This is a genomic window from Stenotrophomonas sp. STEN020 (assembly GCF_056760195.1).
Map to the genome: position 1 here is coordinate 208,595 of NZ_JBRREI010000001.1, position 26,558 is coordinate 235,152.

The 26,558-nt window shown below is 61.1% G+C and carries 20 protein-coding genes and 1 pseudogene; 12 read left to right on the forward strand and 9 right to left on the reverse strand.

From position 1 onward, the window contains the following. Positions 1-73: 73 nt before the first annotated feature. The 3 genes from ACVOLZ_RS00810 (at position 74) to ACVOLZ_RS00820 (ending at position 2,962) form a co-directional block, all read left to right on the forward strand. A complete protein-coding gene (locus ACVOLZ_RS00810) occupies positions 74-997 on the forward strand; it encodes a DUF6708 domain-containing protein (protein ID WP_481514718.1) in 924 nt (307 codons plus the stop codon). A 75-nt stretch (positions 998-1,072) separates the two neighbouring features. Next, positions 1,073-1,807, forward strand: a complete 735-nt coding sequence (locus ACVOLZ_RS00815; protein WP_481514719.1) for a putative type VI secretion system effector — start codon at positions 1,073-1,075, stop codon at positions 1,805-1,807. Between the two features lie 147 nt (positions 1,808-1,954). Beyond that, complete coding sequence (locus ACVOLZ_RS00820) at positions 1,955-2,962, forward strand: DUF6708 domain-containing protein (protein ID WP_481514720.1); 1,008 nt, start codon at positions 1,955-1,957, stop codon at positions 2,960-2,962. A gap of 139 nt (positions 2,963-3,101) precedes the next feature. Here ACVOLZ_RS00820 and ACVOLZ_RS00825 read toward each other — a convergent pair whose 3' ends face one another. Further along, positions 3,102-3,857 (reverse strand): hypothetical protein, encoded by a 756-nt coding sequence (locus tag ACVOLZ_RS00825; protein ID WP_481514721.1) that lies wholly within the window; start codon positions 3,855-3,857, stop codon positions 3,102-3,104. A gap of 198 nt (positions 3,858-4,055) precedes the next feature. Between ACVOLZ_RS00825 and ACVOLZ_RS00830 the strand changes: the two genes are divergently transcribed. From ACVOLZ_RS00830 to ACVOLZ_RS00855, 6 genes are all read left to right on the forward strand, one after another. After that, the gene (locus ACVOLZ_RS00830) at positions 4,056-4,940 is read left to right on the forward strand and encodes a M15 family metallopeptidase (protein ID WP_481514722.1); all 885 of its coding nucleotides are present in this window, start codon (positions 4,056-4,058) and stop codon (positions 4,938-4,940) included. A gap of 101 nt (positions 4,941-5,041) precedes the next feature. Continuing rightward, a complete protein-coding gene (locus ACVOLZ_RS00835; protein WP_481514723.1) occupies positions 5,042-5,302 on the forward strand; it encodes a PAAR domain-containing protein in 261 nt (86 codons plus the stop codon). Positions 5,303-5,346: 44 nt separating this feature from the next. Next, positions 5,347-6,771 carry a hypothetical protein gene (locus ACVOLZ_RS00840; protein ID WP_481514724.1) on the forward strand — a complete coding sequence of 475 codons (1,425 nt, stop codon included), beginning with the start codon at positions 5,347-5,349 and terminating at the stop codon, positions 6,769-6,771. Between the two features lie 16 nt (positions 6,772-6,787). Beyond that, positions 6,788-10,513 carry a type VI secretion system membrane subunit TssM gene (tssM, locus tag ACVOLZ_RS00845; RefSeq protein ID WP_481514725.1) on the forward strand — a complete coding sequence of 1,242 codons (3,726 nt, stop codon included), beginning with the start codon at positions 6,788-6,790 and terminating at the stop codon, positions 10,511-10,513. Further along, positions 10,510-11,493, forward strand: a complete 984-nt coding sequence (gene tagF, locus ACVOLZ_RS00850) for a type VI secretion system-associated protein TagF (protein ID WP_481514726.1) — start codon at positions 10,510-10,512, stop codon at positions 11,491-11,493. The genes tssM and tagF overlap by 4 nt, the downstream gene beginning before the upstream one ends. 2 nt (positions 11,494-11,495) lie before the next feature. Next, complete coding sequence (locus ACVOLZ_RS00855; RefSeq protein ID WP_481514727.1) at positions 11,496-12,287, forward strand: OmpA family protein; 792 nt, start codon at positions 11,496-11,498, stop codon at positions 12,285-12,287. 35 nt (positions 12,288-12,322) lie between these two features. Here ACVOLZ_RS00855 and tssA read toward each other — a convergent pair whose 3' ends face one another. Beyond that, on the reverse strand, positions 12,323-13,384 hold the full coding sequence (gene tssA, locus ACVOLZ_RS00860) for a type VI secretion system protein TssA (protein WP_481514728.1): 1,062 nt from the start codon (positions 13,382-13,384) through the stop codon (positions 12,323-12,325). A gap of 220 nt (positions 13,385-13,604) precedes the next feature. Then, positions 13,605-15,728, reverse strand: coding sequence for a CocE/NonD family hydrolase (locus ACVOLZ_RS00865; protein WP_481514729.1), 2,124 nt, complete (start codon positions 15,726-15,728; stop codon positions 13,605-13,607). A gap of 256 nt (positions 15,729-15,984) precedes the next feature. Between ACVOLZ_RS00865 and ACVOLZ_RS00870 the strand changes: the two genes are divergently transcribed. Beyond that, positions 15,985-16,404 (forward strand): DoxX family protein, encoded by a 420-nt coding sequence (locus tag ACVOLZ_RS00870; RefSeq protein WP_481514730.1) that lies wholly within the window; start codon positions 15,985-15,987, stop codon positions 16,402-16,404. A gap of 97 nt (positions 16,405-16,501) precedes the next feature. On the opposite strand, the gene hutU is transcribed toward ACVOLZ_RS00870, so the two are convergent. The 4 genes from hutU to hutI form a co-directional block, all read right to left on the reverse strand. Continuing rightward, positions 16,502-18,169: a urocanate hydratase gene (gene hutU, locus ACVOLZ_RS00875; RefSeq protein ID WP_481514731.1), complete on the reverse strand. Its 1,668-nt coding sequence runs from the start codon at positions 18,167-18,169 to the stop codon at positions 16,502-16,504. Continuing rightward, a complete protein-coding gene (gene hutG, locus ACVOLZ_RS00880) occupies positions 18,166-19,017 on the reverse strand; it encodes an N-formylglutamate deformylase (protein WP_481514732.1) in 852 nt (283 codons plus the stop codon). The genes hutU and hutG overlap by 4 nt, the downstream gene beginning before the upstream one ends. A gap of 358 nt (positions 19,018-19,375) precedes the next feature. Then, positions 19,376-20,923, reverse strand: coding sequence for a histidine ammonia-lyase (gene hutH / locus ACVOLZ_RS00885; protein WP_481514733.1), 1,548 nt, complete (start codon positions 20,921-20,923; stop codon positions 19,376-19,378). Between the two features lie 51 nt (positions 20,924-20,974). Further along, on the reverse strand, positions 20,975-22,180 hold the full coding sequence (gene hutI / locus ACVOLZ_RS00890; RefSeq protein ID WP_481514734.1) for an imidazolonepropionase: 1,206 nt from the start codon (positions 22,178-22,180) through the stop codon (positions 20,975-20,977). Positions 22,181-22,246: 66 nt separating this feature from the next. On the opposite strand from hutI, the gene ACVOLZ_RS00895 reads away from it, so the two are divergent. Next, positions 22,247-23,611: a formimidoylglutamate deiminase gene (locus ACVOLZ_RS00895; RefSeq protein ID WP_481514789.1), complete on the forward strand. Its 1,365-nt coding sequence runs from the start codon at positions 22,247-22,249 to the stop codon at positions 23,609-23,611. Positions 23,612-23,653: 42 nt separating this feature from the next. Continuing rightward, positions 23,654-24,382 carry a histidine utilization repressor gene (gene hutC / locus ACVOLZ_RS00900; RefSeq protein WP_481514735.1) on the forward strand — a complete coding sequence of 243 codons (729 nt, stop codon included), beginning with the start codon at positions 23,654-23,656 and terminating at the stop codon, positions 24,380-24,382. Between the two features lie 74 nt (positions 24,383-24,456). Here hutC and ACVOLZ_RS00905 read toward each other — a convergent pair. Further along, positions 24,457-25,495, reverse strand: a pseudogene (locus tag ACVOLZ_RS00905) (restriction endonuclease). An 89-nt stretch (positions 25,496-25,584) separates the two neighbouring features. Beyond that, the gene (locus ACVOLZ_RS00910; RefSeq protein WP_481514736.1) at positions 25,585-26,391 is read right to left on the reverse strand and encodes a YggS family pyridoxal phosphate-dependent enzyme; all 807 of its coding nucleotides are present in this window, start codon (positions 26,389-26,391) and stop codon (positions 25,585-25,587) included. Positions 26,392-26,558 lie beyond the last annotated feature (167 nt).

Genomic DNA, 26,558 nt, shown 5'->3' on the forward strand with positions numbered 1-26,558 from the left:
CCTGGCCCCTCTGCTGGCCAGATTTTTCCGATGATGATGCACGGGCTACTCTTGAAGTAAAGGACGAGGATTGATGGTTTCCGGAGAGGTTGGCTCGAATTTGATCCTGGGGCGCTGCGTCGAGGATTTGGTAGGAAGTTGTGCTGGGTATATAAGAAATTCGAAATTGCCGACCGAGTTGGTTAACAGAATCGACGACGTTGTTTTGGAGATATCAAGGTCTTCGATAATTATGCGGGGCGGCTCTTTATTGTTCGCAATCTTAGGTCTTTTTGGTTTCTTCGCTTGTTTTTCGTTGCTTATAAAAATTGCTTTCCCGTTGGATAGCGAAGTTATTGCTGTTGTTTTTGTTTTACCAGTTTTATTGATGGGTGCATCTTGGATTGTTTTTCTGTTATTCAAAACGGATCTTGGTACTTCGAGTGATCGGCCAGTTCGTTTTAATAGAGCTCTTAAGAAAATCTATGTTTATGAGCATTCCTATAGCTTGAATCCATTTAGGGAGTGGCCTGTGACTGTAAAGATTTTCGACTGGAGTGATGTTGATGCCAAGATATATTGTTATAAGGGATTCACTGGCAAGGTCTATATGCAGAGGTTTTCCCTTTGGTTAATAGATCGAGGGCGCTCTGATGTGGGTGGATGTTTTCAGTTGATGGGTAATTGGCCAACCACCAAAGAGATGCATGATGCTTGGGATTATTGTGTTGAATACATGGAGTCCGGCGTGTCGGGTGTTCCTGCCTGCGAGCCTAGAGATCAAGACGTAACATTTCGGCGCAGCTTGTTCCACTATATGCGTATGTTTGACCCAACCAAAGATGGAGAGAAAGTGCGGAGTCGAATGACGGCAGGTGATTGGTCTTTTAATTTGCCGTTTCTGCTGTTGACATTCTGGCTATTTTTGCCGATGGGGGCTGCGCATTATTTTGCGATGCGATTCTCGCCTGCTGTCATCTGGCCGGAAGCCGTAGATAAGGAATCACTTGGAAACTAGCAATCCTTCCGGCGCAAGTTCTGGTTGCGCGCTGCATTTCGATCAGCAGGGCGGGGATGTGGGTGGAGGATAAAGATGAACACTGAAGCGGCGTCATCGGTACGAGTTCTGGTTGGCACCATGCGCAACCTTGAAGTTGAAGTAACAACGGTTGACGCGTTCCAGGGGGAGGAGTTGCAAAAGCGCAATGCGCTTGCCGGAACTCTGGCAGCCGCTGTCGGATTGAGCGGGCTAGCTGCTGGGATGGTGGCTATGTCTATGGAAGAGATGCGCGAGGAGGCTTTTGCGCTGACTTTTCAGTTGGGCGATGAGGCAGTGCGTGCGATTTTATGGGCGAACCCGTTTCAGGAAGGGGATGAGGTTGAAGTGGTGGCGGAAGAGGCCGATGGTTACATGCGGGCATTCGCCGTGCTTCGTCCACGTGACCGGATCATCGCTCTTTTTCCTCACGTTGTGTCCGGTCGATCGGCGCATGTTAAGACAACAATCAGGGGCTTGCTGTGGATGTCATTGGTTGTAGCGATTGTCACCGTTGTAATGTTGACGTTCTTTTGGGCTATAGGTGGCGGAGGTGAGGTCGCCATGTTGATGGTTACTATTGGTTTTGTGATACTAGGAGGTACAGCTATTTTTTCACTAATCGGTTGGAGTGTTTCCAGGAAGTATCTTCCGTTTGTGAAGATGGCGGAGATTGTTTTCACTTCGGTTGGTTGGAAGAACCCTGAGGAAATAAATTTGCGCAAGAAGACTATGATTTCTATTCGGCCGGATGATCCGCCAGCGCTCGGTCCTTTCTATTTTCGCTATTAATCGGTATCAGAAGCAGTATTGTTAATTGGAGATTCTGTAATCGATTGCGGTCTTCCTATAGCTGGTCGAGGTTCGTAAATTTCAATACTGTATTCGTAGTTATGCAAGCGACGGATGGGTATCTGCGTGCATATGGAGTGAGTTGATATGTTGACAGGTTGGTATCCAAAATTTGAGACTGAGAGAGGGATACTCAATGTCGAAAGGAAAGAGCATCTTGCTCAGGGGGTAAGCGATGATTTCCATCCAGATGACTCCGCATCACTGATATCCATTAACTCGACATATGCGGACTTCGTGGATCGAACATTTTCAATGAAAGGTTTCATCCCGACATTCGCCGCAGGTGCTCTTAGCCTTTTCATTGCCGTTGTTGCTATTTGTGCTGTGTTTTTGGTCTTTCCGGTGAATCCAACATTGACCGAGTTCACGGTTGTGGTTCTATTTCTATTGCTGGCGAGCGGGTTGGTATATTTTTTTTGGAGCCTGGTGCTTCGACACGACTTATTTGCATGCCGTTATTATCCGATTAGATTCAATAGGCTGACGAAGAGGGTTCATATTTTTAGGAATAACGGCGCGAATGGCGAGGTTGTTGTTTCCTGGGGAAGTGAACGTCTCTTCTTCTTTGTGGGTTGGGGCAATCAAAACAAGGAGTTGTGCGACCTTCGTTGCCATATTTTAGATAAAAATAGGACGATCGTAGATACGTTTACTGTAGGGACTTTCACTGATGATCCTTCGCGAGTTCGTGGTCGTTGGGAATTTATTAATAGGTACATGGACGGCGGGCCCGATTATGCTGTTGCTCACGAGTCGGATAAGATCATTACGCTGTCCATGAAGAACAGCTTTAGGAACTCATATCGCTGGACCTGCTTCTTGCTTGGCAGGTCGTTGTTTCCCTTAAGACACTTCCTGTTTCCTTGGTATGGGGTATTGGCGCTAACTCGTTGGTTGGTTATTGCAACATGTGCGACGCCCCATTTTTCGCCCGCGACCGTTGCGGAGAGTAGATTTGATCCAAATGACGAGGGGCGTTGGGAAGAGCCTGAATACATCGACCAGTTTGGTGAGCGCCCGGACGTAGTGGCGAGAATGAGGCAGCTTCATCGTGAGCGGAAGCGCGGAAGGGGCGGTACAGGCTCCTTGTAGTTCGATGCCTGCTTCGCTTAAGAAAAAGCCCGCCTAGGCGGGCTCGTTGAGAAGCAGTGCAGAGCCTCCCGATGGCTGAGTCAGCGTCGTTCGGGAATTGCTGACTTCCCGTCGATGCCCAGGCGCAGCACACACGCCATCACATAGCAGGACAAGCCGGATCCCTTCCACGCACCCCTGCACAGATCTTCGCGCGACATTCCAGCCCCTTGGTGGTGTTCGCACCAGGGCATGCGCGCAGTTGGGTCTGGATGGTCGATTCGGTTGAAGCAGTCTTCCGTGTTGCCACCTGCTCGAACGCGACGCGTTCGTCATCGGCACGCTTCTTGTCGTCTGCTTCGATCTTCGCGATCAGATCGTCCATGGTCTGAGGCTGTGGCGCTGCAGCAGCTTTCTTCTTCTTGCTTTCTTCTTCCTTGATGATGCCCAGCAGCGTGCCGAGCAGGTTTTCATCCTGCGTCCTGCTGCCAGCAGCAGTGCGTGCAGCTGCTGGTGCGCGCTGCGCACGCGTTTCTCTTGCAGGGGTTGCAACCGTTGCACTTGAACTTGTACTTGCTGTCGCAGGCAACGCCTGCGCCGGCGAGGCTGCATTGCGGCTGTTGGCGTCCGTGGTGTCCGGTGCATCAACAATCATCGCGGCGCCATTGCTGCCTGCAGCTGCGGGTGCGTCGGGGTGTCCGGTGACAGAAGTTGCAGACGAATCTGGAACTGCGTCAGGGTTCAACGAGTACTCGGCATCGTCCTGCGTGGTGCTGCCTGAGAGCCACCACAGTGTTGCGCTTGTGAATGCAAACAGCAGTGCGCAACCCGCACCAACCCACAACCAGACGCGCCGGCTTTGGGGGGAGTGGTCTTTGGTGGCGCGCGATGATGCGGCAACCTGTCGACCTTCCATGTCTGCGAGAATGCGGCCCGTGTTCGGTGCCGGGCCGTTGTTCTGCGCTCCCCCTGAGAGCAGACTCGGCCGATTTATTCCGCCATTATTCAAGTGCTTCCAGCCCTTGGTTTGAGTCGGCTAGTGCCGAAACGAATACGCGCATTTGTAGAGTAAGCCTCTCGATGCGTCAACCTGCATTGTCGTCATGGAGGACCGGTGACTGTAATTGTCGTTGTAGCCATTGTGCTGTTGCTGCTTGTTGCGTTGCTTTGCTGGGGCCTGTTGTTCCCTGAGTCGTTGGGACCGGTGTTGGCGCGTCTGCGGGAGCGTTGGGTTGCAGTGCGACAAAGGGCGGGACGTGCAGGCGATCACGCTGGCGCAGGTGCTGCGCGTGTGCGCAGCGGGGTTCGTGAAGAGGTTGTGAATGTACGTGGCACGCTGCGTCGTCACTGGCCCGTGCTGGCCATCGCAATAGGCTTGCTGTGTATTCCTCCGGTGATAATTCTGATGTCACGACAGACAGTGGTGCTGTCTGATTTCCGCGGTGATGATCTTGCCGAGTCCGGCTCCATGGTTGCGCAGTTGCTACGTGGCGAGCGTCTGACGCCGCCGCCTGCGCCGCCGCCGGAAGTGTTCACGACCACAGAAATTCGCCGCCTGCGACCAGAGATAGTCACTGCTGATCGCAAATGGAACCAGATTGATCCGGATCTGCAGCAACGCGTTCTGGCTATCTACGAAGTGATGCGCCGCCAGTATGGTTACGAGATGGTGTTGATCGAAGGCTACCGCAGCCCCGAGCGGCAGGCGGAGTTGATGGCGGGCGGCAAGGCGACGCGCGCCGGTGCCTGGCAGAGCTGTCACCAATATGGCCTGGGTGTGGACAGTGCGCCAATTCGTGACGGACGTCTGCAATGGGACATGGAAGATCCGTGGACCAGGCGCGGTTATTTTTTGTACGGCGAGCTTGCTGAACAGGCAGGTCTGGATTGGGGCGGCAACTGGCGCAGCATCAAGGACTACGTGCACGTAGAAGCCACGGCGCGATGCAAGGTGGCACGCAACGCAAAGCGTGATGAACTGCGACGCCAAGGCTTATAAGCGCGAACAAGTGCTGGTATCGTACGCCGGTGATGACTCGGGTCGCCGTTGGACAGGGGCGATGGAAAGACCGGGTCACGGCGAATCAAGGAGTGTGATGCATGGCACGACCGTTTATCGTTGTCGGCGACAAGTTAAGTCATGGCGGTAGCGTGGTGTCTGGCACTGGCCAGACAGACGTGAACGGCAAACCAGTTTCCCGCATCGGGGACCGTGCCATCTGCGCGGTGCACGGGGCAACGTCAATCATCAGTGGTGACGCTACCGTCGTAATCGACGGGCAGCCTGTAGCACGTGACGGAGATCGCACTGCATGTGGGGCCACGTTGATGGCCACACAGAGCAGCACTGGGTTGGGCTGAGCGCAACACGCGGTACAGGAGCAGCGCATGGAGCACAGCGACTGATGGCAGGATGGTTGAAGAACGCGGTGAGCGTAATGATGGTTTTTGTCGCCACCTGGGCGGCGGCCATCATGTACTGGCGTAGCAGTGGCACCACCCCCAATGGCATGCAGATGCTGGCCTACCTCGGCGTATTGCCGGTGGGGTTGAGCGGTGCGGGCTACATGCTGCGCGGCATGCTTTCACGTGACGTTGACAAGGCGGTTGCAGCAAGCGCGAATGCCGAAGAGGCCGCACCTGCTGCAGCAGTCGAGTCCAACAACACGCATGTTTGCTCGGTGGCAATCACCGCAGGAAGCGTTCACCTGCCTGCGAGCAAAGACGCGAACGCGGTGTTGGCTGCCGCCTCGGCGTTGCCGCGGCCGCAGTTGGACACTCGCTTTCGCGACGCGAACAATCTTCCGATTCGTGTCAGTGCCGTCGCTGGCCTTGACGAGTGGACGGTGTTGTCCGAACGCGAAGGGACGATTGATACCGCTACCCATGAGCGGCGCGCGATGGCGTTGCTGCAGCCCGTTCTCGAACAGTTGCTGGATGCGGCTTATGGCGCGATGCCGGCAATCGTTGGTGGTGAAGAAGTTGTGATTGCTGGCCTGCGTCGGCGCGAAGAAGACCGGGTTGAGAATATTCTCAGCATCGAGCTGGTTGTTTCGCCGACCTGGTCGGATGGTCTGCGTCACTGGGCGCAGGCATGGCTGCAAGAACAAGCACTGCAGGCAGGCTTGGATGCGCGACTATTCGATGTGCGCATCAGCGTGTTCGAGCGGTCCGGCGATGTGTGGCCACATCTGCAGCGCGTCGTGGATGCCTTGAGTTCGGGCACGCCACGCTGGCACTTGATCGCTTCCTGCTATTCCGCGATAGATGCGGCAGTCATCAACACCTGGCTGGCGCGCGGCCTGCTGGCAACCGCGCAACACGCCGACGGCCATGTGCCGGGTGAGGGAGCCGCTGGTGTGCTGCTCGCAAGCAGCCAGCTCGCAGGCGAGGACGCTGCTCGGTTCTGGCGGCCGCAGTTCGAGCGCCTGGAGCCGGTTCACGGCGCGCGTCCTGCAGAGCTCCGTCGTCAGCTTGCCACTGCGGCAACTCAGTGGTTGCATCCCTTGCTTGCTGATGCGGAACGGGTGCAGTTCGTGCTGCATGATTCTGATCGGCGCCCCGAATCCCTGGTCGATACAGCAGCGGTCACGGCTGCGATCAATCCTGATCTTGATTTCAGCTCACAGAGCCTTGCCCTGACGGTGTGCTCAGGTGAGCTCGGCCCGGTGTTGCCGTTCGCCCAATTGGCCTTGGCTCATGCGCAGTTGCAGCGTCAGTCCGAGGCGGTTGTGTTGCTTGGCGTTGCCGACGCGCAGCAACGTTTGTTTGGTCTCGTAGAGCCGCTTCCTTCCCCGACGCTGGCGGTTGCAATGCCGGCAGTCTCCTGAACCCTGGATTCCTTGCATGAGTTTGAGCAATTTCAGCTACTACCTGCGCGACTATCGCTTGTGGATGGTGATTGGTCTTATCGGCGCCGCCGGTCTGGCCAAATACGGTGAGGCCGAGGCCAGGCAGATCGGGATTTGGGCGGCGATCGTGCTTGCAGCGCTGTTGGTCATTGCGCTGATCGTCTGGATCATCAAGCGGATCATGGCGCGGCGCGCGGCGCGGCGTGTGGAGGCGATGGTGCAGGGCGAGGCCGACAAGGCCGTGGCCAACGCGCAACCGTCGCAGCGTGCTGATACCGAAGCCTTGCGCAAGCGCATGCTGGATGCGGTGAAGCAGATCAAGTCCTCGCGGATGGGCATGCTCAAAGGCAAAGCTGCGCTGTATGAGTTGCCTTGGTACGTGATCATCGGCAACCCGGCAGCGGGCAAGAGCACGGCGATCCTCAATTCCGGGCTGCAGTTCCCGTTCGAAGACAACCGCAGCAACGTCATCCAGGGCATCGGCGGTACCCGCAACTGCGATTGGTACTTCACCACCAACGGCATCGTGCTGGATACGGCCGGCCGTTATTCGGTGAGTACCGAAGACCGCATGGAGTGGCTGACGTTCCTCGGGCTGCTGAAGAAGAACCGTCCGCGCGCGCCTATAAATGGCGTCATCATCGCGGTCAGCATCGCCGAGTTGTCTGGCAGCAAGCCCGAGTTCGCGATGGAGCTGGCCAAGAACCTGCGCCAGCGTGTGCAGGAAGTCACCGAGCAGCTGGAAGTGTTCGCGCCGGTGTATGTGTTGTTCACCAAGGCCGACCTGATTGCCGGTTTCAGTGAATTCTTTGGCAATCTGGATCCGGGCGAACGCGAGAACGTCTGGGGCGCCACGCTGCCGGCGGATGTGCAGCAGCAGGGTGATGCACTGACGGCCTTCGACAAGCATTTTGACGAGCTGGCCGACGGCATCAAGGAAATGAGCCTGACCCACATGGCGATGCAGCGCGGGCGCGAAGTATCGCCGGGCCTGTTGTCCTTGCCGCTGGAGTTTGTTGGCATCAAACCCGCGCTGCGCACCTTCATCGCCACGCTGTTTGAAGACAACCCCTATCAGTTCAAGCCGGTGTTCCGTGGCTTCTACTTCAGCAGTGCGCTGCAGGAAGGTCGCTCGGTCCACCATGCGTCCGAGCGCGTGGGCAGGCAGTTTGGCCTGCAACGCGGTTCGAACGTGGACGAAGCACCAAGTGGGCAGACCGCCTTCTTCCTGAAGGACCTGTTCCGCAAGGTCATCTTTGCCGACCGCGATCTGGTGCGGCAGTACGCAAGCCCGCACCAGAACCGCCTGCGCTACGGCGTGTTCTTGGGGGCAGTAGGTGTGCTCGCGCTTGGGCTTGGCCTGTGGACCTGGTCCTACACCACCAATGCGCAGCTGGTGGCCAATGCTACCAAGGATCTGGATCAGGCCGTGCGCGTGCAGAAGGACCGCATGGATCTGAAGTCCCGCGTCGATGCGCTGCTGCTGTTGCAGGACCGCATGGAACAGCTGGACCGCTACAAGAAGGAAGGCGGCATCACCACCAGCCTCGGCCTGTACCAGGGCGACGCGATCCGCGACAAGCTGCTGCGCGAGTACAACCACGGCATGCAGCAGGTAATGCTGGCGCCCACCGTTTCCAACCTCGAGAACTATCTTGGGCAGGTGGTTGCCGAACGCGACAAGCTCGGCCAGTCCAACGCTGGGGCTGCGGAGAGCGAGACGCTGTACCAGAACGCATCGCCGACCAGCACCAACGACGCCTACAACGCGCTCAAGACCTACTTGATGCTGGGCAATCCCAAGTACGTGGAAGGCGCACATCTGTCGCAGCAACTGACGCTGTTCTGGCGCAACTGGCTGGAAGCCAACCGTGGCCAGATGAGCCGCGAGGAAATGGTGCGGGCTGCTGAGAAGCTGATGACCTTCTATGTGGCGCAGGCCGGCAAACCGGGCTGGCCGCAGGTGCAGAACAAGGTGACGCTGGTTACCGATTCGCGCCAGGCCTTGTCGCAGGTGATGAAGGGCGCGCCGGCGATGGAGCGCGTGTTCGCGCAGATCAAGGCGCGTGCTGGCGCGCGCTTTGGCACAGTGACGGTGGATGGCCTGGTGGGCGAGGAGCGCAATGCGCGCCTGATCAATGGCAGCTATGCCATCTCCGGCGCCTTCAGCCGCAAGGCCTGGGAAGACTATGTTCAGGACGCGATCAAGGAAGCGGCCAATACCCAGCTGAGCACCACCGACTGGGTGTTGGGCACGACCGAACAAAGCGACCTGTCGCTGGCCGGCAGCCCGGAACACGTGTCGCGTGAACTGGTGACGATGTACAAGCAGGAGTACGCGCGCGAGTGGGGCAAGTTCGTTGCCGGCTTGAGTGTTGCCGAGTTCAACACCTTCGACGAGGCCACGGCGCGCATCGACCGTCTTGGTGATGCCAGCAACTCGCCGCTGCGTACCTTGCTTGAGAAGATCAACGAGGAAACCATCTGGGACAACCCGCCTGCACAGGCGCGTTCCAGCAAGTCCGGCAAGGGCTTCGTGGCCTGGTTCCAGCGCACCATCCTGCGCAAGGACCCGGCGGCGGCGGCCGCTGCCGCGCCGGTGGGACCGATTGGCAAGGCGTTTGAAGGCATCGCGCGGCTCACAATGCCGCGCGGTGATCAGCCGGCGGTGATCGCGGCCTACTTTGATACGTTGGGCAAGCTGCGGGCACGCTTGAACGCCATCAAGTCGCAAGGCGACGTGGGCGTTGGCGCACGCAAGCTGATGCAGGACACCTTCAGCAATGAAGGCTCCGAGTTGAGCGTGGCCTTGGCGCTGGTCGACGAGCAGGTGTTGAACGGGTTGGACGAGAAGCAACGCGAGGCATTGCGGCCGTTGCTGCTGCGTCCGTTGACGCAGACCTTTGCAGCTCTGGTGCCGCCGACCGAGGACGAGGTCAACAAGAGCTGGAAGGCCCAGGTCTACGATCCGTTCAAGGCGCGCATTGGTCAGCAGTATCCGTTCAACCTGAACTCGGATGTGGATGCTGCGGCCAGCGATATCGCTGCCATCTTCGGTGCCAGCGGTAGCATCGCTACCTTTAACAAGGATGCGATGGGTGCGCTGGTCATCCAGCGCGGTCCCTTGCTTGAGGCGCGTCGTTGGGCAGGCATCGGTATCAACCTGTCTTCCGAACTGGTCGCCAACTATGGCAATTGGGTAAGTGGCGCGGCTGCAGGCGCTGCACAGGACACGACGATCTTCGAGTTGCTACCGTCGCCTGCAACTGGTGCCGTTGAGTACACCATCGAGATCGACGGCCAGCAGCTGCGTTACCGCAATACGCCGCCGCAGTGGACCACCATGCAATACCCGAACGCGGGCCAGATTCCTGGCGTGAAAATTTCGGCGGTTACGGGTGATGGCCGCACGGTGGAAGTGTTCAATGCACCGGGCTCGAATGGCTTCAAGCGCCTGATGTCCGAAGGCCAGTACGAACGCCTTGATGATTCCAGCCGTATCACCTGGGAAGGCAGCGGTGTTGCCGTGACTGTGGAAATGCGCGTGGTGCGACGTGCTGGCACGGGTTCTGATGGCGCCGATTGGCAGCGCGGTCTGCAGCTTCCAGAGCGGGTGGCTGGTGGTGCACCAGTTGCCGCTGCTGCTCCGGTTGCACCGGAAGGGCAGTCGCCTGCGAGCGCGCCAGCCGCGCCACAGCAGGCTGCGGGAGGTGCACGATGAGCCGCGTCGTCAGTGCCGGAGTTTCGTACTTCGGAAAAGTCCCGTCGCGCGGTGACTTCGTGCGCGCCGCCGACAACCACCAGTTGCTTGGCTGGCTTGATCGCTGGGCCGGCGAATCGTTGGAACTGCTGAGCCAAAGTCCAGATTGGAAGCAACGGTACGATGAGGCGCCAGAGATCAATTACGCCTTCCTCGGTTCGCGTAGCAAGATGCTTGTGTGTGGCCACTTCCTGGCCAGCCGTGATGCCTCTGAACGCCGCTTCCCGCTGCTGTCAGCATTGCGGCTGGAGGCACCTGAGCCACTGCCGTTCATCGGCCGCAGCCCCTTGGCGTTGTCCAACGCGTGGTCGGGGCTGGCCCGCCTGGCGCGGCAGGCCAACGAGGATGCCGACGCGACGCAGGCGCTGAGCCAGTTGGCTGATGCGCGTTTCAGCATCAGCACCGACCCTGCCGACTACAACGCCAGCTTCCAGGACTTCCTCGAAGGCACCACCATCGCCAGCTTCGAACAACGCCTGCGTGAGGCGGGGCATGGCGAGGTTTCGTTGCGGCAGATGCTGCCGGCATTGGGCCTGCTGTTGCAGCCCGTGTTGAGCGGTGGCGAGGTGAATATCGACAAGGCATTGGTGCTGCCGCTGGTGCGCGACCCGGCCTACCGGCCGCTGGTGGCCGCGTTCTGGCTGGACCTGGTGTCCAGCTTCGTCAGCCGCGGTGACTTCGAGCTGGCGGTGCTGATCCGCAACGATGCCAAGCCGAACATGGTGATCGGCTTCAATGGCGCGGATCGCATGGTGCTGCGCGCGGCCTTGGATCCGTCCGAAGCCGGCGACTATCTGATTCACCTGCAGCACTCGGAGTGGGTGGATGACTACCTGCACGGCGACTACAACTTGAACCGCTTCGGCAGCTTCCTCGAACGCGATGACCTTGCATTGGTCACTGCGCGTCGGCTGTTCGGCGAGACCTTCCTGGGAACCTGACGATGCATTTGTTCAAAGTTAGCTTTATCGCCGCGTTGTTGTGTGTGGCCATGCCGGCCTTGGCGCAGACCGCTGCGCCTGCAGCCGGGGCATCGCCTGCAGCTGCCGAGCGACCGGTGGTGATCGAAGGCGTGGTGCCGGATCAGGCTACCAAGGCCAAGTTGCTCAATAATCTGCGCGCGGTTTACGGCGCAGAGCGTGTGGTTGATCGCATCCAGGTCGAGAGTATCGCCACGCCGCCCAATTGGGGCGACTATGTTGCCGGCATGATCAATTCCGGGCTCAAGCGGGTTTCTCCCGGCAAGCTCGAGGTCAACGGCCAATCTGTGCGGGTCACGGGCGAGGTGGCCAATGAAGCGCTGCGCCAGCAGGTGGCCAGTGATCTCAGCCTGGCCAGCAACACCAGCTATACGGTCAGCAATGCCCTGAAGGTAGGCTCACAGCAAGGCGTTCTGGATCAGACGTTGGCCAACCGCATCATCGAGTTCCAGAGCGGCAGCGCCAGGTTGACGCCGTTCGGCATGAGCATCCTCGACGAGATGGTCGCGAAGATGGCGCAGATGCCGGATAGCCGCTTCCTGATCATTGGTCATACCGACAACGTTGGCCAACGCGAATCCAATTTGTCCTTGAGCCATGCGCGTGCTGCGGCGGTGAAGAGCTACATGATGTCCAAGGGCATCCCGAGCACGCATATGGATGTGCTGGGCAAGGGTCCGGACGAGCCGGTGGCGGACAACACCAGCAATGACGGCCGCGCACGCAACCGTCGTATCGAGTTCAAGATCCAGTAGCTGCGCTTTGTCAGTTCTGCAAGGAAACGACGGGCTTAAAGCCCGTCGTTTTCGTTTTTGACATCGAGCATTTCTTCCATCTGCTCGAGTGTTGTGTGGTCCTTGATGACGCGCTTCAGCCACACATGCAGCGGCATCTCGCCCCAGCTTGCGGCCTTCTCGGCCAGATAGGCGACAGGGCTGTGCGGCTCGGTGCGGCGGAAGAATTCGGCCACCTGACGCAGCTGTGCCAGGGCCTCCTTGCGACTGGTCGGGGCACCTGCCGGGCCGCGGGGCGCGATGCTGCTCGCTGTCGGCTCGGCACCGGCTGCGGGCACGTTGAACGTTTCGCCAACATCATCAGCGGGGTCGTCCACTTCGCCATCAAGCAGCATGCCGGCTTCGCGGGCAAAGCGCCGGACCGTGCGCTGCAGGTGGTCCAGCTGTTCGCGTACCGCGCTGAAGCTGGGGCCATCCATGCCCAGGCGGCTGTCCACGGCGGCCTGCAGCTCATCCAACGCTTGGCTGCAGTCGGGCAGGGCGGCAACCAGTTGCCGATAGACATCGTGCGAAGTGCTGCGTCGCGCTGCTTCAAGAACGTCGAGGCTTGGCCGGCCATCGGAATGGTCGCCGTTGCTGGCATGCGCATGCTCGAAATCGGCCAGACTGAAGCGGCCCTGTGGCGCGACGGCGATGGGGATTGCACGCAGCCACTGCGAGGTGTTGGTCAGCAGCCAGCTCAGGTTGCCGATGCGTTCTTCGTAGTCGCCGTCCTGCGCTACGGGATGCACGTCATCCCAATAGCGATCGCACAGCCCGGCGGTGACCCGGAAGCCAGCAGCCAAACCGGGGAAGCCTTCCTGCTGCGTTGCTGCTTCGCATAACCAGCCGGCCAGTCGCAGGTCCTTGGTACGGGTCTGCAGCAACTGGTTGCAGTCGCGCAGCACGCTGCCCCAGTCGGCATATTTGATGTCGGTCTGCCACGCCCCCTGGTCCAGGGTGGGGTCGTCAGCGCGACGGTTTTCGATGATCCGATCGAATTCGGCCGAAAACGACAGGTCTTCACCGGTCGCCGCGTGTCCGTCAATCGGGGCCAGCAGGGCATCCTGATCCAGCATGGCAAATCTCATTGTGGGTTACCGGCCGATTCTAGCGCGGCGATGGGCAAGAGAATGTAGAGGCCGGTTGCAGGTCGGGCACGGTTGGCACCGGTTGCGTTCGTTTAGCAATTGCCCGGAATCAATCCCGGTCTGTGGCTACAGGAATAGTCTGAACATCTCTGGCAATTGCTGGAGACATCCGCATTTTTCGTGCGGCACTCGCCGACAGCACTGATCTTCAATCGCGAACAGGCACGTCGATATGGCTGCTGCCATACCAGCGTATCTCCAGCGGGGTGCCGGCATCGGCCTGTGTCTCGTCGCTCGGGTCTTTGCCGCTGCCGAGGTTGAGCTGCAGGTCCGGTTGTTTGATTACCCCCAAAGTGACCACCAGACGGCTGCCTGCTGCGATTCTGCGGCCGATCAGGCGGGTATCAGCGACGCGTACGCGATGACGTTGTGACGGTGCGAGAAGCTGACGTTGGCTCGGGTCCTGCGCATGACTGAGTCGCTGCAGCCAGTAGGCGAGATCGAGATAGTTGCCGTCGGCGGTGAGCTCGTAGACGGCAAGGGCCACGTCGGCATCGTGCTTGTTGAGGCTGAAATCGAGCATGCCGCTGAACGCGCCTGCCAGTTCGGTTTCATGCGCCATCGGCGCGCTGCGGAAGACCAGTCCTGCATGCGGGTCAAGTGCCTGGTTGACGACGTTGTGTGGCGCTTGCCATGCCGCATCGTTGCGGTCGCGGAAATCGATGCGTTGCAGGCTGCTGCGTGCCGGGGCAGCGGTCGCGGCCAGCTGTTGAATGCCATCGCCTCCTGGTACCAGGTAGAGGCGCTGTTGCCGCGTAGGCATCGCATCCAGCGTTGCGGCGTGCCGCCAGCGGTTGCTGCCCATCACCTGCCAGTTGACCCGGTCGCTGAGCAACGCCGGTTTGGCGGCGCCTTTCAACACGTGGTCGAACCATGCCAGCCGCAACGCTTGCAGGTCGATGCGCGCCACCGGATCCGGACGATAGCCCTGCACCTGTTCCGGCACACCGGTCTGCATGGTGAAGTGCTCATAGGGGCCAATGAGCAGTGTGTGATCGGCATCCGGGCGCTGTTTGAGGTGCTCGCGGAAGTAGTGCAGGGCACCAATCTGCGCGCCGTCGAAATAGCCGGTTGTCGCCAGCACCGGGATGCCGATATCAGCGAACTCGCGCCCTTGGGGAATCAATGCCTGCCAGTAAGCGTCGTAGGTGGGGTGCTGCAACCAGCGCTCGAAAAGAGGGTTTGGAGTGCCGTCCAGTTTCGGCAGCTCGCGATACGCTTGGCCGCTGCCGTACCAGCGGCTGTTGAGTGTGCTCCAGCGTTCGCTGTCACCATAAGTGGCGTCGTCCAGCGCGGTGTTGTTGGTTGTGTAGAACGGCCACGGATAGATGAAATTGAGGAAGATTCCGCCTTCCATCGGCACGTCAATGCCGGGTGCGGTGGTTGCCGAGGTGGCGATGGCCTTGAGCGCGGGTGCCTGCTGTTTCAGCGCGGCCCATTGGGTAAAACCGCTGTAGCTGCCGCCATACATGCCGACCTGGCCATTGCTCCACGGTTGGGCGGCAGCCCAGGCAATTACTACGGCTGCATCGCTGCCATCGTGTTCGAAAGGACGGATTGGATCAGGACTGCGCCCCTTGCCGCGGCTGTAAGCAACAACACTGCCGTAGCCGTGCGCAGCCATGGTTTTTGCATCCATCCACGCCCACTCGTCATTGGCGTAGATGGTGAAGGTGAGCAATACCGGTAGTTTGCCTGCCTTGGCCGGATGCACGGAGATGGCAGAGATGCGCGCGCCGTCGCTGGTGGTGACCATGACATCGCGATCGATGCGGTAGCGGCGCGCATCGTCTTGTGCAATCGCCTGCGCCACCAAGGGAAGAAACTCAGCGTAGGCGCTGTGAACCTGCCAGGCGCGAAGCAGCGCGATGGCTTGCTCCTCGCTCAACGCATTGAGATTGCCGGCGCCATCGATCTGCCTGTCTCTATCGGCGCGTAAACGTTGCAGGTTGCTGCCAAAGGAATATTCGGCCCTGAGCGCGCTGACATCGTCCAGTTGCGAAAAGTGCGCCGCGAAGCTGCGAGTCCAGGCGTCGGCAAAGCTGATGCGTTCATCGCGCTGCAGTTGTTTGGCCGAGGCGTACACCTCGTATTGCAGGTACAGCGGTGGTTGCTGTGACGGATCCTTGCGCAGTGCACGCAGTTGGTGGATGCTCTCTATCGCCTGCGCGTACTCGCCTGCTACAAGTTGCAGGCGGAAGCGGTTGTCGAGGAGACGCTGCGGGTCAGCGTTCTGGTGACTGGCCAGAGTGGCCCGGGCCAATTCAGGCATGGCCGCATTGATCGCGTGATCATGCTGCCGGGCAGGCGCAACGACCGATAAGTTCTGTGCGGACGTAGTTTCCGCACAAAGCAACAGCAGAACGACAAACAAGCCGCGCATGGTAAGACCATTGCTGTGACGATGGCTTTTAATATCACATCGTTCGAACGGAGGTAACAAGCGGGCTGGCGAGAGCGGGCAGGGGCGCATTCAAGGATGGCGGCGAGATCGGCTGCCATGCAGTGCAAAACGTGGGAGCAATGCCATGTTGGATCGTTTGGTAGAACATAATCGCGATGGAATCATTCTGTTTGCGCGCATCGCGATGACGGTGGTTTTTGCGTACTCTGGCTTCGGAAAGCTGAGCGATTTCCAGGCTACGGTGGGGTATATGGATTCGCTGCACGCGCCTATGCCACAACTGGCTGCGCTGATTGCGGTGGCGATGGAGTTGGTTGTCGGGATCGCGCTGATGCTTGGGCTGTGGGTGCGCCCGTTGAGCCTGTTGCTCGCGTTGTTTGCGCTGGCTGCGAGTGTTCTTGGCCACCCGTTCTGGACGATGGAGGGTGCGGACAGAGCCATGAACCTGATCCAGTTCCTGAAAAACCTGTCCATCGCGGGCGGGTTGTTGTTGCTGGTGGTCACCGGTGGCGGACGCTATGGTTTGAGCGGACGCCGCGGCTGAGTGCTTCTGCAGGCCGGGACCAGAAGCCATGCAATGTTGAATACACAGCGGGCAGACCAATGGCCTGCCCGCTGTAGTCGCAACCTGGGGCGCTGGATCAGCGGAGGATGCCCGGCAGATCCAAGCCCTTCTCCTTGGCACAGTCGATGGCGATGTCATAGCCGGCATCGGCATGGCGCATCACACCGGTACCGGGGTCGTTCCACAGCACGCGGGCGATGCGCTGGTCGGCGGCTTCGCTGCCGTCGCAGACGATGACCACGCCGGAATGCTGCGAGTAACCCATGCCAACGCCGCCGCCGTGGTGGAGGCTGACCCAGGTGGCGCCGCCGGCGACATTGAGCATGGCGTTCAGCAGTGGCCAGTCTGAGACCGCATCAGAGCCGTCTTTCATCGATTCGGTTTCGCGGTTGGGCGAGGCGACGCTGCCGCTGTCCAGATGATCGCGGCCGATCACCACCGGCGCGCTGAGTTCACCATTGCGTACCATTTCGTTGAAGGCCAGGCCAAGCTTGTGGCGAATGCCCAGGCCGACCCAGCAGATGCGCGCTGGCAGGCCCTGGAAGGCGATGCGTTCACGTGCCATGTCCAACCAGCGGTGCAGGTTGGGATCATCGGCGATGATCTCCTTGACCTTGGCATCGGTCTTGTAGATGTCTTCCGGGTCACCGCTCAGTGCCACCCAACGGAACGGGCCGATGCCGCGGCAGAACAACGGACGCACATACGCCGGCACGAAACCGGGGAAGTCGAAGGCGTTCTTCAAGCCTTCGTCGAAGGCCATCTGGCGGATGTTGTTGCCGTAGTCGACGGTCGGAATGCCAGCGGCATGGAAGGCGAGCATCGCTTCAACGTGCACACGCATCGCGGCCTTGGCAGCATCGCGCACCTTCTCTCGATTGGCCTGCTGTTCGGCAAGCCATTGCTCCACGCTCCAGCCGATCGGCAGGTAGCCGTGTACCGGGTCGTGGGCGCTGGTCTGGTCGGTGACGCAGTCCGGGCGCACGCCACGGCGTACCAGTTCCGGCAGGATCTCGGCAGCATTGCCGAGCAGGGCGATCGACTTGGCTTCACCGCTCGCCGTGTACTTGGCGATGCGTGCCAATGCGTCGTCGATGTCGGTGGCCTGCTCGTCGACGTAACGCGTACGCAGGCGGAAGTCGATGCTGCTCTGGCGGCATTCGATGGTCAGGCTGCTGGCGCCGGCCAGCGATGCGGCCAGCGGTTGCGCCCCGCCCATGCCGCCCAAACCCGCTGTGAGTATCCATTTGCCCTTCAGGCTGCCGCCGTAATGCTGGCGGCCCATTTCCACGAAGGTTTCGTAAGTGCCCTGGACGATGCCCTGGCTGCCGATATAGATCCAGCTACCGGCGGTCATCTGCCCGTACATCATCAAGCCCTTCTTATCGAGCTCGTTGAAGTGCTCCCAGTTGGCCCAATGCGGCACCAGGTTGGAGTTGGCGATCAGCACGCGCGGTGCATCCGGGTGGGTGGGGAACACACCGACCGGCTTACCTGACTGCACCAGCAGGGTCTGGTTATCGTCCAGACGCTGCAGGGTTTCCAGAATCTTGTCGTAGCTTTCCCAGTCGCGCGCGGCGCGGCCGATGCCGCCGTAGACCACCAGCGAGGTCGGGTCTTCGGCGACCTCGGCATCGAGGTTGTTCTGCAACATGCGGAACGGCGCTTCGGTCTGCCATGACTTGCAGTTGAGCGTGTTGCCGCGTGGCGCGCGCGGGTTGCGGGTGGGGTCGTGACGGGTCATGCATTTCTCCTGGTAGCAAATTCCAGACAAGCGCCAAGCACTTGCTGCAAGGTGTTGCGGACGGGGGTTGCGTGTTCGGGGTCGTAGGGCGTGGGCCAGCTGTGCTCGTCCACGTCTTCGGGTGCGGGTTCGTGCATATAGCCGCGGCAGCCCAGTTCCATCTGCAGGGTGTGCACGCCGTTGGCAGTGTTGCTGTAGTGGCGGGTGATCCAGCCACCCTTGAAGCGGCCGTTGCGCACATGGCTCATGCCGCTCATCGCGCACAGGTTCTCGACCACGTCGGTGAGTGCGTTGTCGCAGGAGGTGTCTGGCGCACCGCTGGGGCCGGCGCTGCCGATGTTGAACTGCGGCAGTTCGCCATCGAACAGATGCGGAATCAGGGAGCGGATCGAGTGCGCGTCGTAGACGACCACGGTTTCGTGCTGCGCGCGCAGGCGTGCGATCTCGCCGGCCAGCGCAGCGTGGTAAGGATCGAACCAGGTTTCGCGACGGTACTGGATTTCCGCTTCGTCGGGCTCGTGCCCGGCGCGGTACAGCGGCTGGTTGTCGAAAGTGGTGAGCGGGCACAGGCCGGTGGTGTTCTGCCCTGGGTACAGAGAGACACCGGATGGATCGCGATTGACGTCGATCAGCGAGCGCGAGATTGCGGTGCGTACCGTCGTCGCCCCCATCGCTTTGGCAAAGGCATAGAGCTCGTGCACCCACCAGTCGGCGTCACGGCGTGCCAGCCACGGTGATACGAAGTGGCCGACGTGCGATGCCGGCAATTCGGTGCCGGTATGCGGGAAGCTGACGATCAGCGGAGCGTGACCGTGGTGGATCTGCAGCCAGTCATGGGAGTTCGTCATGGGGATTCCTGATGTAAGGCGGAGCGGCGATTTTTGCTTTGCGCGTTGCATGGCAGATTGCGGTGCCCCCAGCCTTCACCTCTCCCGCTTGTGGGAGAGGGTGCCCGGAGGGCAGGTGAGGGCGCTCTTCGCGGTGAATGCAAAAAGCTCCCCTCATCCGGCGCTTCGCGCCACCTTCTCCCGCAGGCGGGAGAAGGGACTGCATCGCGGCTTGCGGCGCGTTGTACCTGGCCTGACGCATCGCAGGGCTGCTTGCCTTCGCCTCTCCCGCGCGCGGGAGAGGATGCCCGAAGGGCAGGTGATGGCGCTCTTCGCGAGAACGCCCCAACGCTGGCCAGCAGCTCTGCATACGCTTCGATCAGGCCTTGTCCGCCACATCAACACCCGGCAGCTGCACACCCAAGCCAGCCGTCAGCGCACCAGCACGCACCAACGCAGTCGCAGCAACCATGTCCGGATGGAAGTAACGGTCGTCTACCAGCGTAGGTACCTGCGCACGCAAGGTCGAACGCACCTGCTCCAGCGGTGAACTAGAGCGAAGCGGCGCGTGGAAATCACAACCTTGGCCGGCAGCAAGCAGTTCAATACCGATCACGTTGGCAGCATTCTCAGCCATGGCGATCAAACGACGCGCGCCATGCGCCGCCATCGATACATGGTCTTCCTGGTTGGCCGAGGTCGGGATCGAATCGACGCTGGCCGGATAGGCACGCTGCTTGTTCTCAGAAACCAATGCTGCCGCGGTGACCTGCGGAATCATGAAGCCGGAATTCAGGCCCGGCTTCGGCGTCAGGAAGGCCGGCAGGCCGGACAACGCAGGATCAACCAGCATCGCGGTACGGCGCTCACTGATCGAGCCGATTTCACAGATCGCCATAGCCAGCATGTCCGCTGCGAATGCCACCGGCTCGGCGTGGAAGTTGCCGCCGCTCAGCGCTTCGCCGGTATCGGTGAACACCAGTGGGTTGTCGGAAACGCCATTGGCCTCGATTTCCAGCGTGGTGGCTGCTTGACGCATCACATCCAGCGCCGCACCCATTACCTGCGGCTGACAGCGCAGGCAGTACGGGTCCTGCACGCGCACGTCGTTGTCGCGATGCGATTCGCGGATCGCCGAGCCCTGCATCAACTCGCGCAGTACCGCGGCGGTGGCGATCTGCCCGCGCTGGCCGCGAATGCTGTGGATGCGCGGATCGAACGGCGTATCCGAGCCCTTGGCGGCTTCCACCGACAACGCACCGGTAACCAGTGCGGCCTGGAAAACCACTTCGATTTCGAACAGACCGGCCAGTGCATAAGCGGTCGAGTACTGGGTGCCATTAAGCAGCGCAAGGCCTTCTTTCGCGCCCAACACCAGCGGCTGTAGACCGGCCTGCTCGAAGGCGGCTTCGGCCGACATGCGAACACCGCCGACAAAGGCTTCGCCAACGCCAATCATCACGCTGGCCAGATGCGACAGCGGCGCCAGATCGCCGGACGCGCCAACCGAGCCCTGACAGGGCACCACCGGCACCACATCCTTCTGCAGCATCGCTTCCAGTAGTGCCAGCGTCTGCGGACGAATGCCCGAGGCGCCTTGGGCCAGACTCGTGAGCTTGAGCGCCATCATCAGCCGCACCACGTTGGCCGGCATCGGCTCGCCTACACCGGCCGCATGCGACAGCACGATATTGCGCTGCAGGGTTTCCAGATCCTCACGTTCGATGCGGACACTGGCCAGCTTGCCGAAGCCGGTATTGATGCCATACACCGGCTCGCCCTTGGCGACGATGGCGTCCACCACCTGCGCGCTGCGCAGGACCGCGGCTTGGGCCGATTCGTCCAGGCGCACGTTGGCGCCGCGATAGATCAGCCGCCATTGCGCCAACGGAACGTGGCCGGGGAGGAGGGTCAAGGTAGTGCTCATGCGTGCTCCAGCAGTGCGAGGTTCAGAGTGCGAGGTTGAAGAGACAAAAGGTCAAACGGTTTGTCCGCGCCAGACGCGGGCATGCAAAGGGTTGAAACCGATCCGGTAGACCAGATCGGCGGGGGCATCGATGTCCCAGATGGCAAGGTCGCAATCCATGCCGGCAGCCAGCTTGCCAACACGGTTGGCACGGCCCAGTGCGCGCGCGGCTTCGCGGGTGAACCCGGCGATGCACTCGGCTACGGTCATGCGGAACAAGGTCGCGCCCATGTTCATCGTCAGCAGCGGACTGGTCAGCGGCGAGGTGCCGGGGTTGCTGTCGGTGGCCAAGGCCATCGGTACACCTGCATCGCGCAGGCTCTGGATGGGCGGCAACACAGTCTCACGGGTGAAGTAGTAAGCGCCTGGCAGCAGCACAGCGACTGTGCCAGCCGCGCGCATCGCAGCAATGCCAGCTTCGTCCAGGTGTTCGATATGGTCGGCGGACAGCGCGCCATTGTGTGCAGCCAGTTCGGCGCCGTGCTGGTTGGACAGCTGCTCGGCGTGGATCTTGATTGCCAGGCCATGTTGTTTGGCGGCGTCGAAAACCTGTTGTGCCTGGGCCGGCGAGAACGCGATGTTCTCGCAGAAGATATCGACCGCTTCGGCCAGATTTTCGGCCGCGATTGCCGGGATCATCACTGCGCAGACTTCGTTGATGTAGGCCTGTGCCTCGTGGCCCGGCGGCACAGCATGCGCGCCGAGGAAGGTCGGCACGATCTCTACCTTGCGCAGTGTCCCCAGTGCGCGTGCCACCCGCAGCTGCTTGCGTTCGTCGGCCAGGGTCAGGCCATAGCCGGATTTGATCTCGATGGTGGTGATGCCTTCGGCCAGCATCGCATCCAGGCGGGGCAGGCTGGCCTCGATCAAGGCCGCGTCATCGGCATTGCGGGTCGCGCTGACTGTTGAAACGATGCCGCCACCGGCCTTGGCAATCTGTGCGTAGGTCACACCCTGCAGTCGCTGCTCGAACTCGCCTGCGCGGTTGCCGGCATAGACCAGATGGGTGTGGCAGTCGATCAGGCCCGGGCTGATCCAGCGGCCGTTGCAGTCGATGCGGGTATCGGCTTCAAATGCAGGTGCATCTGCTGCTGGGCCCACATGCAGGATGCGGCCGTCGCTGACGGCGATCACGCCGTCGCGGATGGTCCCCAGTCCGCCCGAGGCGTCGTCCAGGGTCATCAGGTTGGCGTTATGCCATAGCGTGTCGCAGCGCATTGTCCCTCTCCGTGCCTATTTGTATATACAATAACGGCGACAATCGGAGAGTGTCCAGTGACAACGATCAAGCCAGCCTCAACTGTTCGTTTCCACGCCGCCCAGGCCTTGTTGCCGCAGGGCTGGGCGCAGGATGTGCGCATCGACAGCGTCGCCGGCCGCATCACCGCAGTGGTTGCCGGCGAAGCCTGGGACGGCCAGTCGCAGCGTCTGGACGTGGTGGTGCCGGGCCTGGGCAATCTGCACAGCCATGCCTTCCAACGGGCAATGGCCGGGCTTACCGAAGTCGGTGGCCGATCGGGGGACAGTTTCTGGAGCTGGCGTGAGCTGATGTATCGCTTCCTGGACCGGCTGGATCCGGATACCTTCCAGGCCATCGCCGCGCAGGCCTATATGGAAATGCTGGAAAGTGGTTTCACCCGCGTCGGCGAGTTCCACTATCTGCATCACACCGAGAACGGCAGCCGTTACGCAGACCATGCCGAAATGTCGGTACGGGTTGCGGCGGCGGCGGATGAAACCGGTCTGGGTCTGACCCTGCTGCCGGTGTTCTACGCACACAGCGACTTTGGCGGAGCCGCGCCGACCCCGGCGCAGCGGCGCTTCCTGCACGACATCGATGGCTTTGCTGACTTGCTGGAGGGCTGCAAACGAGCATTGGCAGATACGCCTGATGCTGTGCTGGGTCTTGCTCCCCACAGCCTGCGCGCTAGTACGCCGGAGGAATTGCAGGCGCTGGTTGCGTTGGCACCGGGCCCAATCCATATCCATATTGCCGAGCAGACCCGCGAAGTGGATGCCTGTCTGGCCTGGAGCGGTCAGCGACCGGTCGAATGGTTGTACGCCAATGCCGCCGTCGATGCGCGTTGGTGCCTGGTCCATGCCACCCACGTCAACGACAAAGAAGTGCAGTTGATGGCGGACAGTGGCGCGGTGGTCGGCCTGTGCCCGATCACCGAGGCCAATCTGGGCGATGGCCTGTTCCCGATGCGCGAGTTCGTACGGGTCGGTGGTCGCTTCGGGGTCGGTTCTGATTCCAATGTATTGATCGATGCAGCTGAGGAGTTGCGACTGCTCGAGTATGGCCAGCGCCTGCAGTTGCGCGGGCGCAATGTGCTCTCACCTGGCGACCTGTCCAGCGGCCGCTGGCTCTATCAGCAGGCAGGCGAGGGTGGTGCACAGGCACTGGGCCTGCAGACCGGCTTGAGTGTGGGCGCTGCCGCTGATCTGCTGGAACTGGATGCCCAGCATCCAGCGCTTCTCAACCGCAGTAGCGATGCCTTGCTTGACAGCTGGCTGTTCGCCGCACGTAATGGCGCCCTTCGCAGTGTCTGGCGTAACGGTCGGACCTTGGTCCGCGATGGTCGCCACGTGAACCGTGATGCGATCAGCGCGCGTTACCGTGCCGCGCTTGCGCGGATACTGGGCTAAGGTCGGCTATCGGCCAGACGCCGTCTCTTTCAGGAAACCCGAGTGAAGGGCAAGAAAGCTCCCACCCTCAATCACCGCATCCGCAGTGACATCGAAGGCCGCATCCTCAGCGGCGAATGGGAGCCTGGCTTCCGTATTCCGTTTGAACACGAGTTGATGGAGCAGTACGGCTGCTCGCGGATGACGGTGAACAAGGTGCTGACCGCGCTGGCCGAGAGCGGCATGATCGAGCGCCGTCGTCGCGCCGGTTCGTTCGTCGCCCGGCAGCCACCGCATCTGGAACAGGTGGCGCTGGAGATCCCCGACATCGAGGTGGCGGTCACTGATCGCGGCCACGAATACGGCTTCCAGCTGTTGGAGCGCGCACATCGCAAGGCCAAGGATGCCGTGGCCGAAGAGCTGCTGCTGGTAGGCGAGGGCAAGCTGCTGGCGATGCGCTGCCTGCACCTGGCCGACGGCAAGCCGCTGGCGTTGGAGCGCCGCCTGATCAATCCCGAAGCGGTGCCGGAAACCCTGAAGGTGGATTTCTCCATCCATGCGCCGGGCAGCTGGCTGCTGCAGAACGTGTCATGGACACGCGGCCAGCACCGCATCAGTGCGGTGGCCGCAACTGCCGATGAAGCTGCATTGTTGAAGGTGCCGGTGGGTACGGCCTGTCTGGTCATCGACCGGCAGACCTGGCGCGGCGAGCTGCCCATTACCTGGGTGCGGCAGATGTTCCTCGGCGATGCCTACGACCTGATTGCCCGCTTCGCGCCGGGCGCACGCTGATTCAATCCGCCTGATTCAACCCATCTGACTCATGGTCCAGCCAAGCCGATGCTCTGGCTGGACGCTGCTGATCGTCAGATCGTGCTGCACTGCCGCCAGCGCACCGGCTCATCCACGCCCGGGCGCGGGTTGAGCTGTACCCGGGTGGTGCGCAGCGCGGGGTAGCGCTGCAGCTGCTGGCAGATCAGCGGCCATACTTGGGCATCATCGCCATTGCGCTCCACCGACAAGGTGGAACGGGTCAGCCAGATGCCGCTGACCACGCCAGAGGTACCGGCCAAGGCTTTTGAAACGGATTGCTGGTAGCGCAGCAAGGTAGCAGCATCCGGATCCTGGACCAGATCGTCCGGGTGAGGTGTGCTCTTGGTTGCGACGGCGGTTGCGGGCTTGGCCTTGCCAGGTTCAGTGGCAGGCTCGGCTGCAGCTGGAGCTGCCGATTCGGCAGCTGGTTCGGCGACAAACTGCGGTGCCGTAGCGATCGGTGCAGTTGCCGGGGAGTCTCCTTGCATGGTCATGTAGCCCATGCCAGCCAGCAGGCCCAAGGTGACTGCTGCCAAACCAGCAATGCCGGTGTGCCGCACGGCTTCGCGACGGGCGATGCCGGTAACGGTCTCGCGCGTTTCGGCGGGCATATAGGGCTTGAGCAGTTCCCATAACTGGCGCGCATCGATGACCTCGATCGAATGCTTCTCCGCTTCGGCCAGGCCATCGCGTTCGACATGACCTTCGGTGATCAGCAGGCCGCCGGCGGCGCCGGTAAGACTGATCGCCGACGCCAGCTCATGGATTGCGCTGGCATCGAACCGGTAGGCGCGGCCGTGCTTGCACGACACCAACCAGCGCTGGCCGTCGCGTTGCAGCAGGAAGTCGCTGCTGGTGCCGCGGTCGTTGTCTTCGGCATCGGTCAGCGGGTGCAGGTCGCGCTGCTCGGCCATGGCCTGATGCACGATGCGGGAAAACTCGCGCCAGCGCATTCCAGCGCATTCCAGCCAGTGCGGCCAGGCCATGCTGGCGCTCGGTTTGACGGCGGGCGACCAACCACAGGTATGCAGAAGCCAGACCCCACAGGAGCAACGCAAGCAACAGGGCCAGAATCCACGAAAACATCGACATACCTGAAAGCCTAGAGATGGGGCCCAGTCTATCTTCCCTGACGACCGTAAGAGCAGGCTGACTTCGCCTTTTTGAGTTGCGCCTGCTAATTAATCCGCAGGTGTGGTGGTCGGCCAGTAATGGCTGTCCGGTAGCGCCCGCGCGCCAAAGATGGCCTGACCGACCCGAACCACGCTGGCGCCTTCCTCGATGGCGATCTCGAAGTCCCCGGACAGCTCATCCAGCCCGATGTGGGCAGGTGCGTGCTGGCGCAGCTGATCGCGCAGCTCACGCAGACGAACGAAGCAGGCCCGGACCTGCGCCGGCTCGGCGGAGAACAGGGCCAGTGTCATCAGGCCGCGGACCCGCAACGCGCCGGAGCGCGGCAGGGCCTGCAGGAAACCGGCGACCGCTTCGGGTGCAAGCCCGTACTTGCTGGCCTCGTTGGAGCTGTTTACCTGCACGAATACGTCCAGCGAGCGGCCTTCGGCCTGCAGGCGGCGCTCCAGGGTTTCGGCCAGACGCAGGCTGTCCAAGGCCTGGAATTCGTCGGCGAAGCGCGCCACCAGCTTGGCTTTGTTGGTCTGCAGGTGGCCGATGACCGACCAGCGCAGGTCGCCCAGGTCCTGCATGGCCTCCCATTTGTGATGGGCTTCCTGCACCTTGTTCTCGCCCAGCAGGCGGCAGCCAGCCTGATAGGCCAGGCGGATATGGGCTTCGTCAATGGTTTTGCTGACCGGAAGCAGGCGCACGCTGGCCGGGTCGCGGCCGACGCGCTGGCAAGCTGCAGCGATGCGTTCGTTGACCAGCGCCAGATTGTGGCGGAAGTCATCCACGGTCTCGGCGCGCGGGTACTGGCCGTGCAGGGCGTGGCGGGTCTGGGTGCCGGAATCAGCGTCCGGGTGCGGGGTTTGCATGCGTGCCTTCAGCGATTGCTTCCGCCGCCTGATGCTGCGTAAGCGGCGCGGTTAACAGCGGATTATCGCTCGCTGGCAGGTTCGAAACCCGGGATCTGGCGGCCTGGACAAATCGCAGGCATGAAAAACCCGCCATCCGATGCCGTGAGGGGAGGGAGACTTACGGC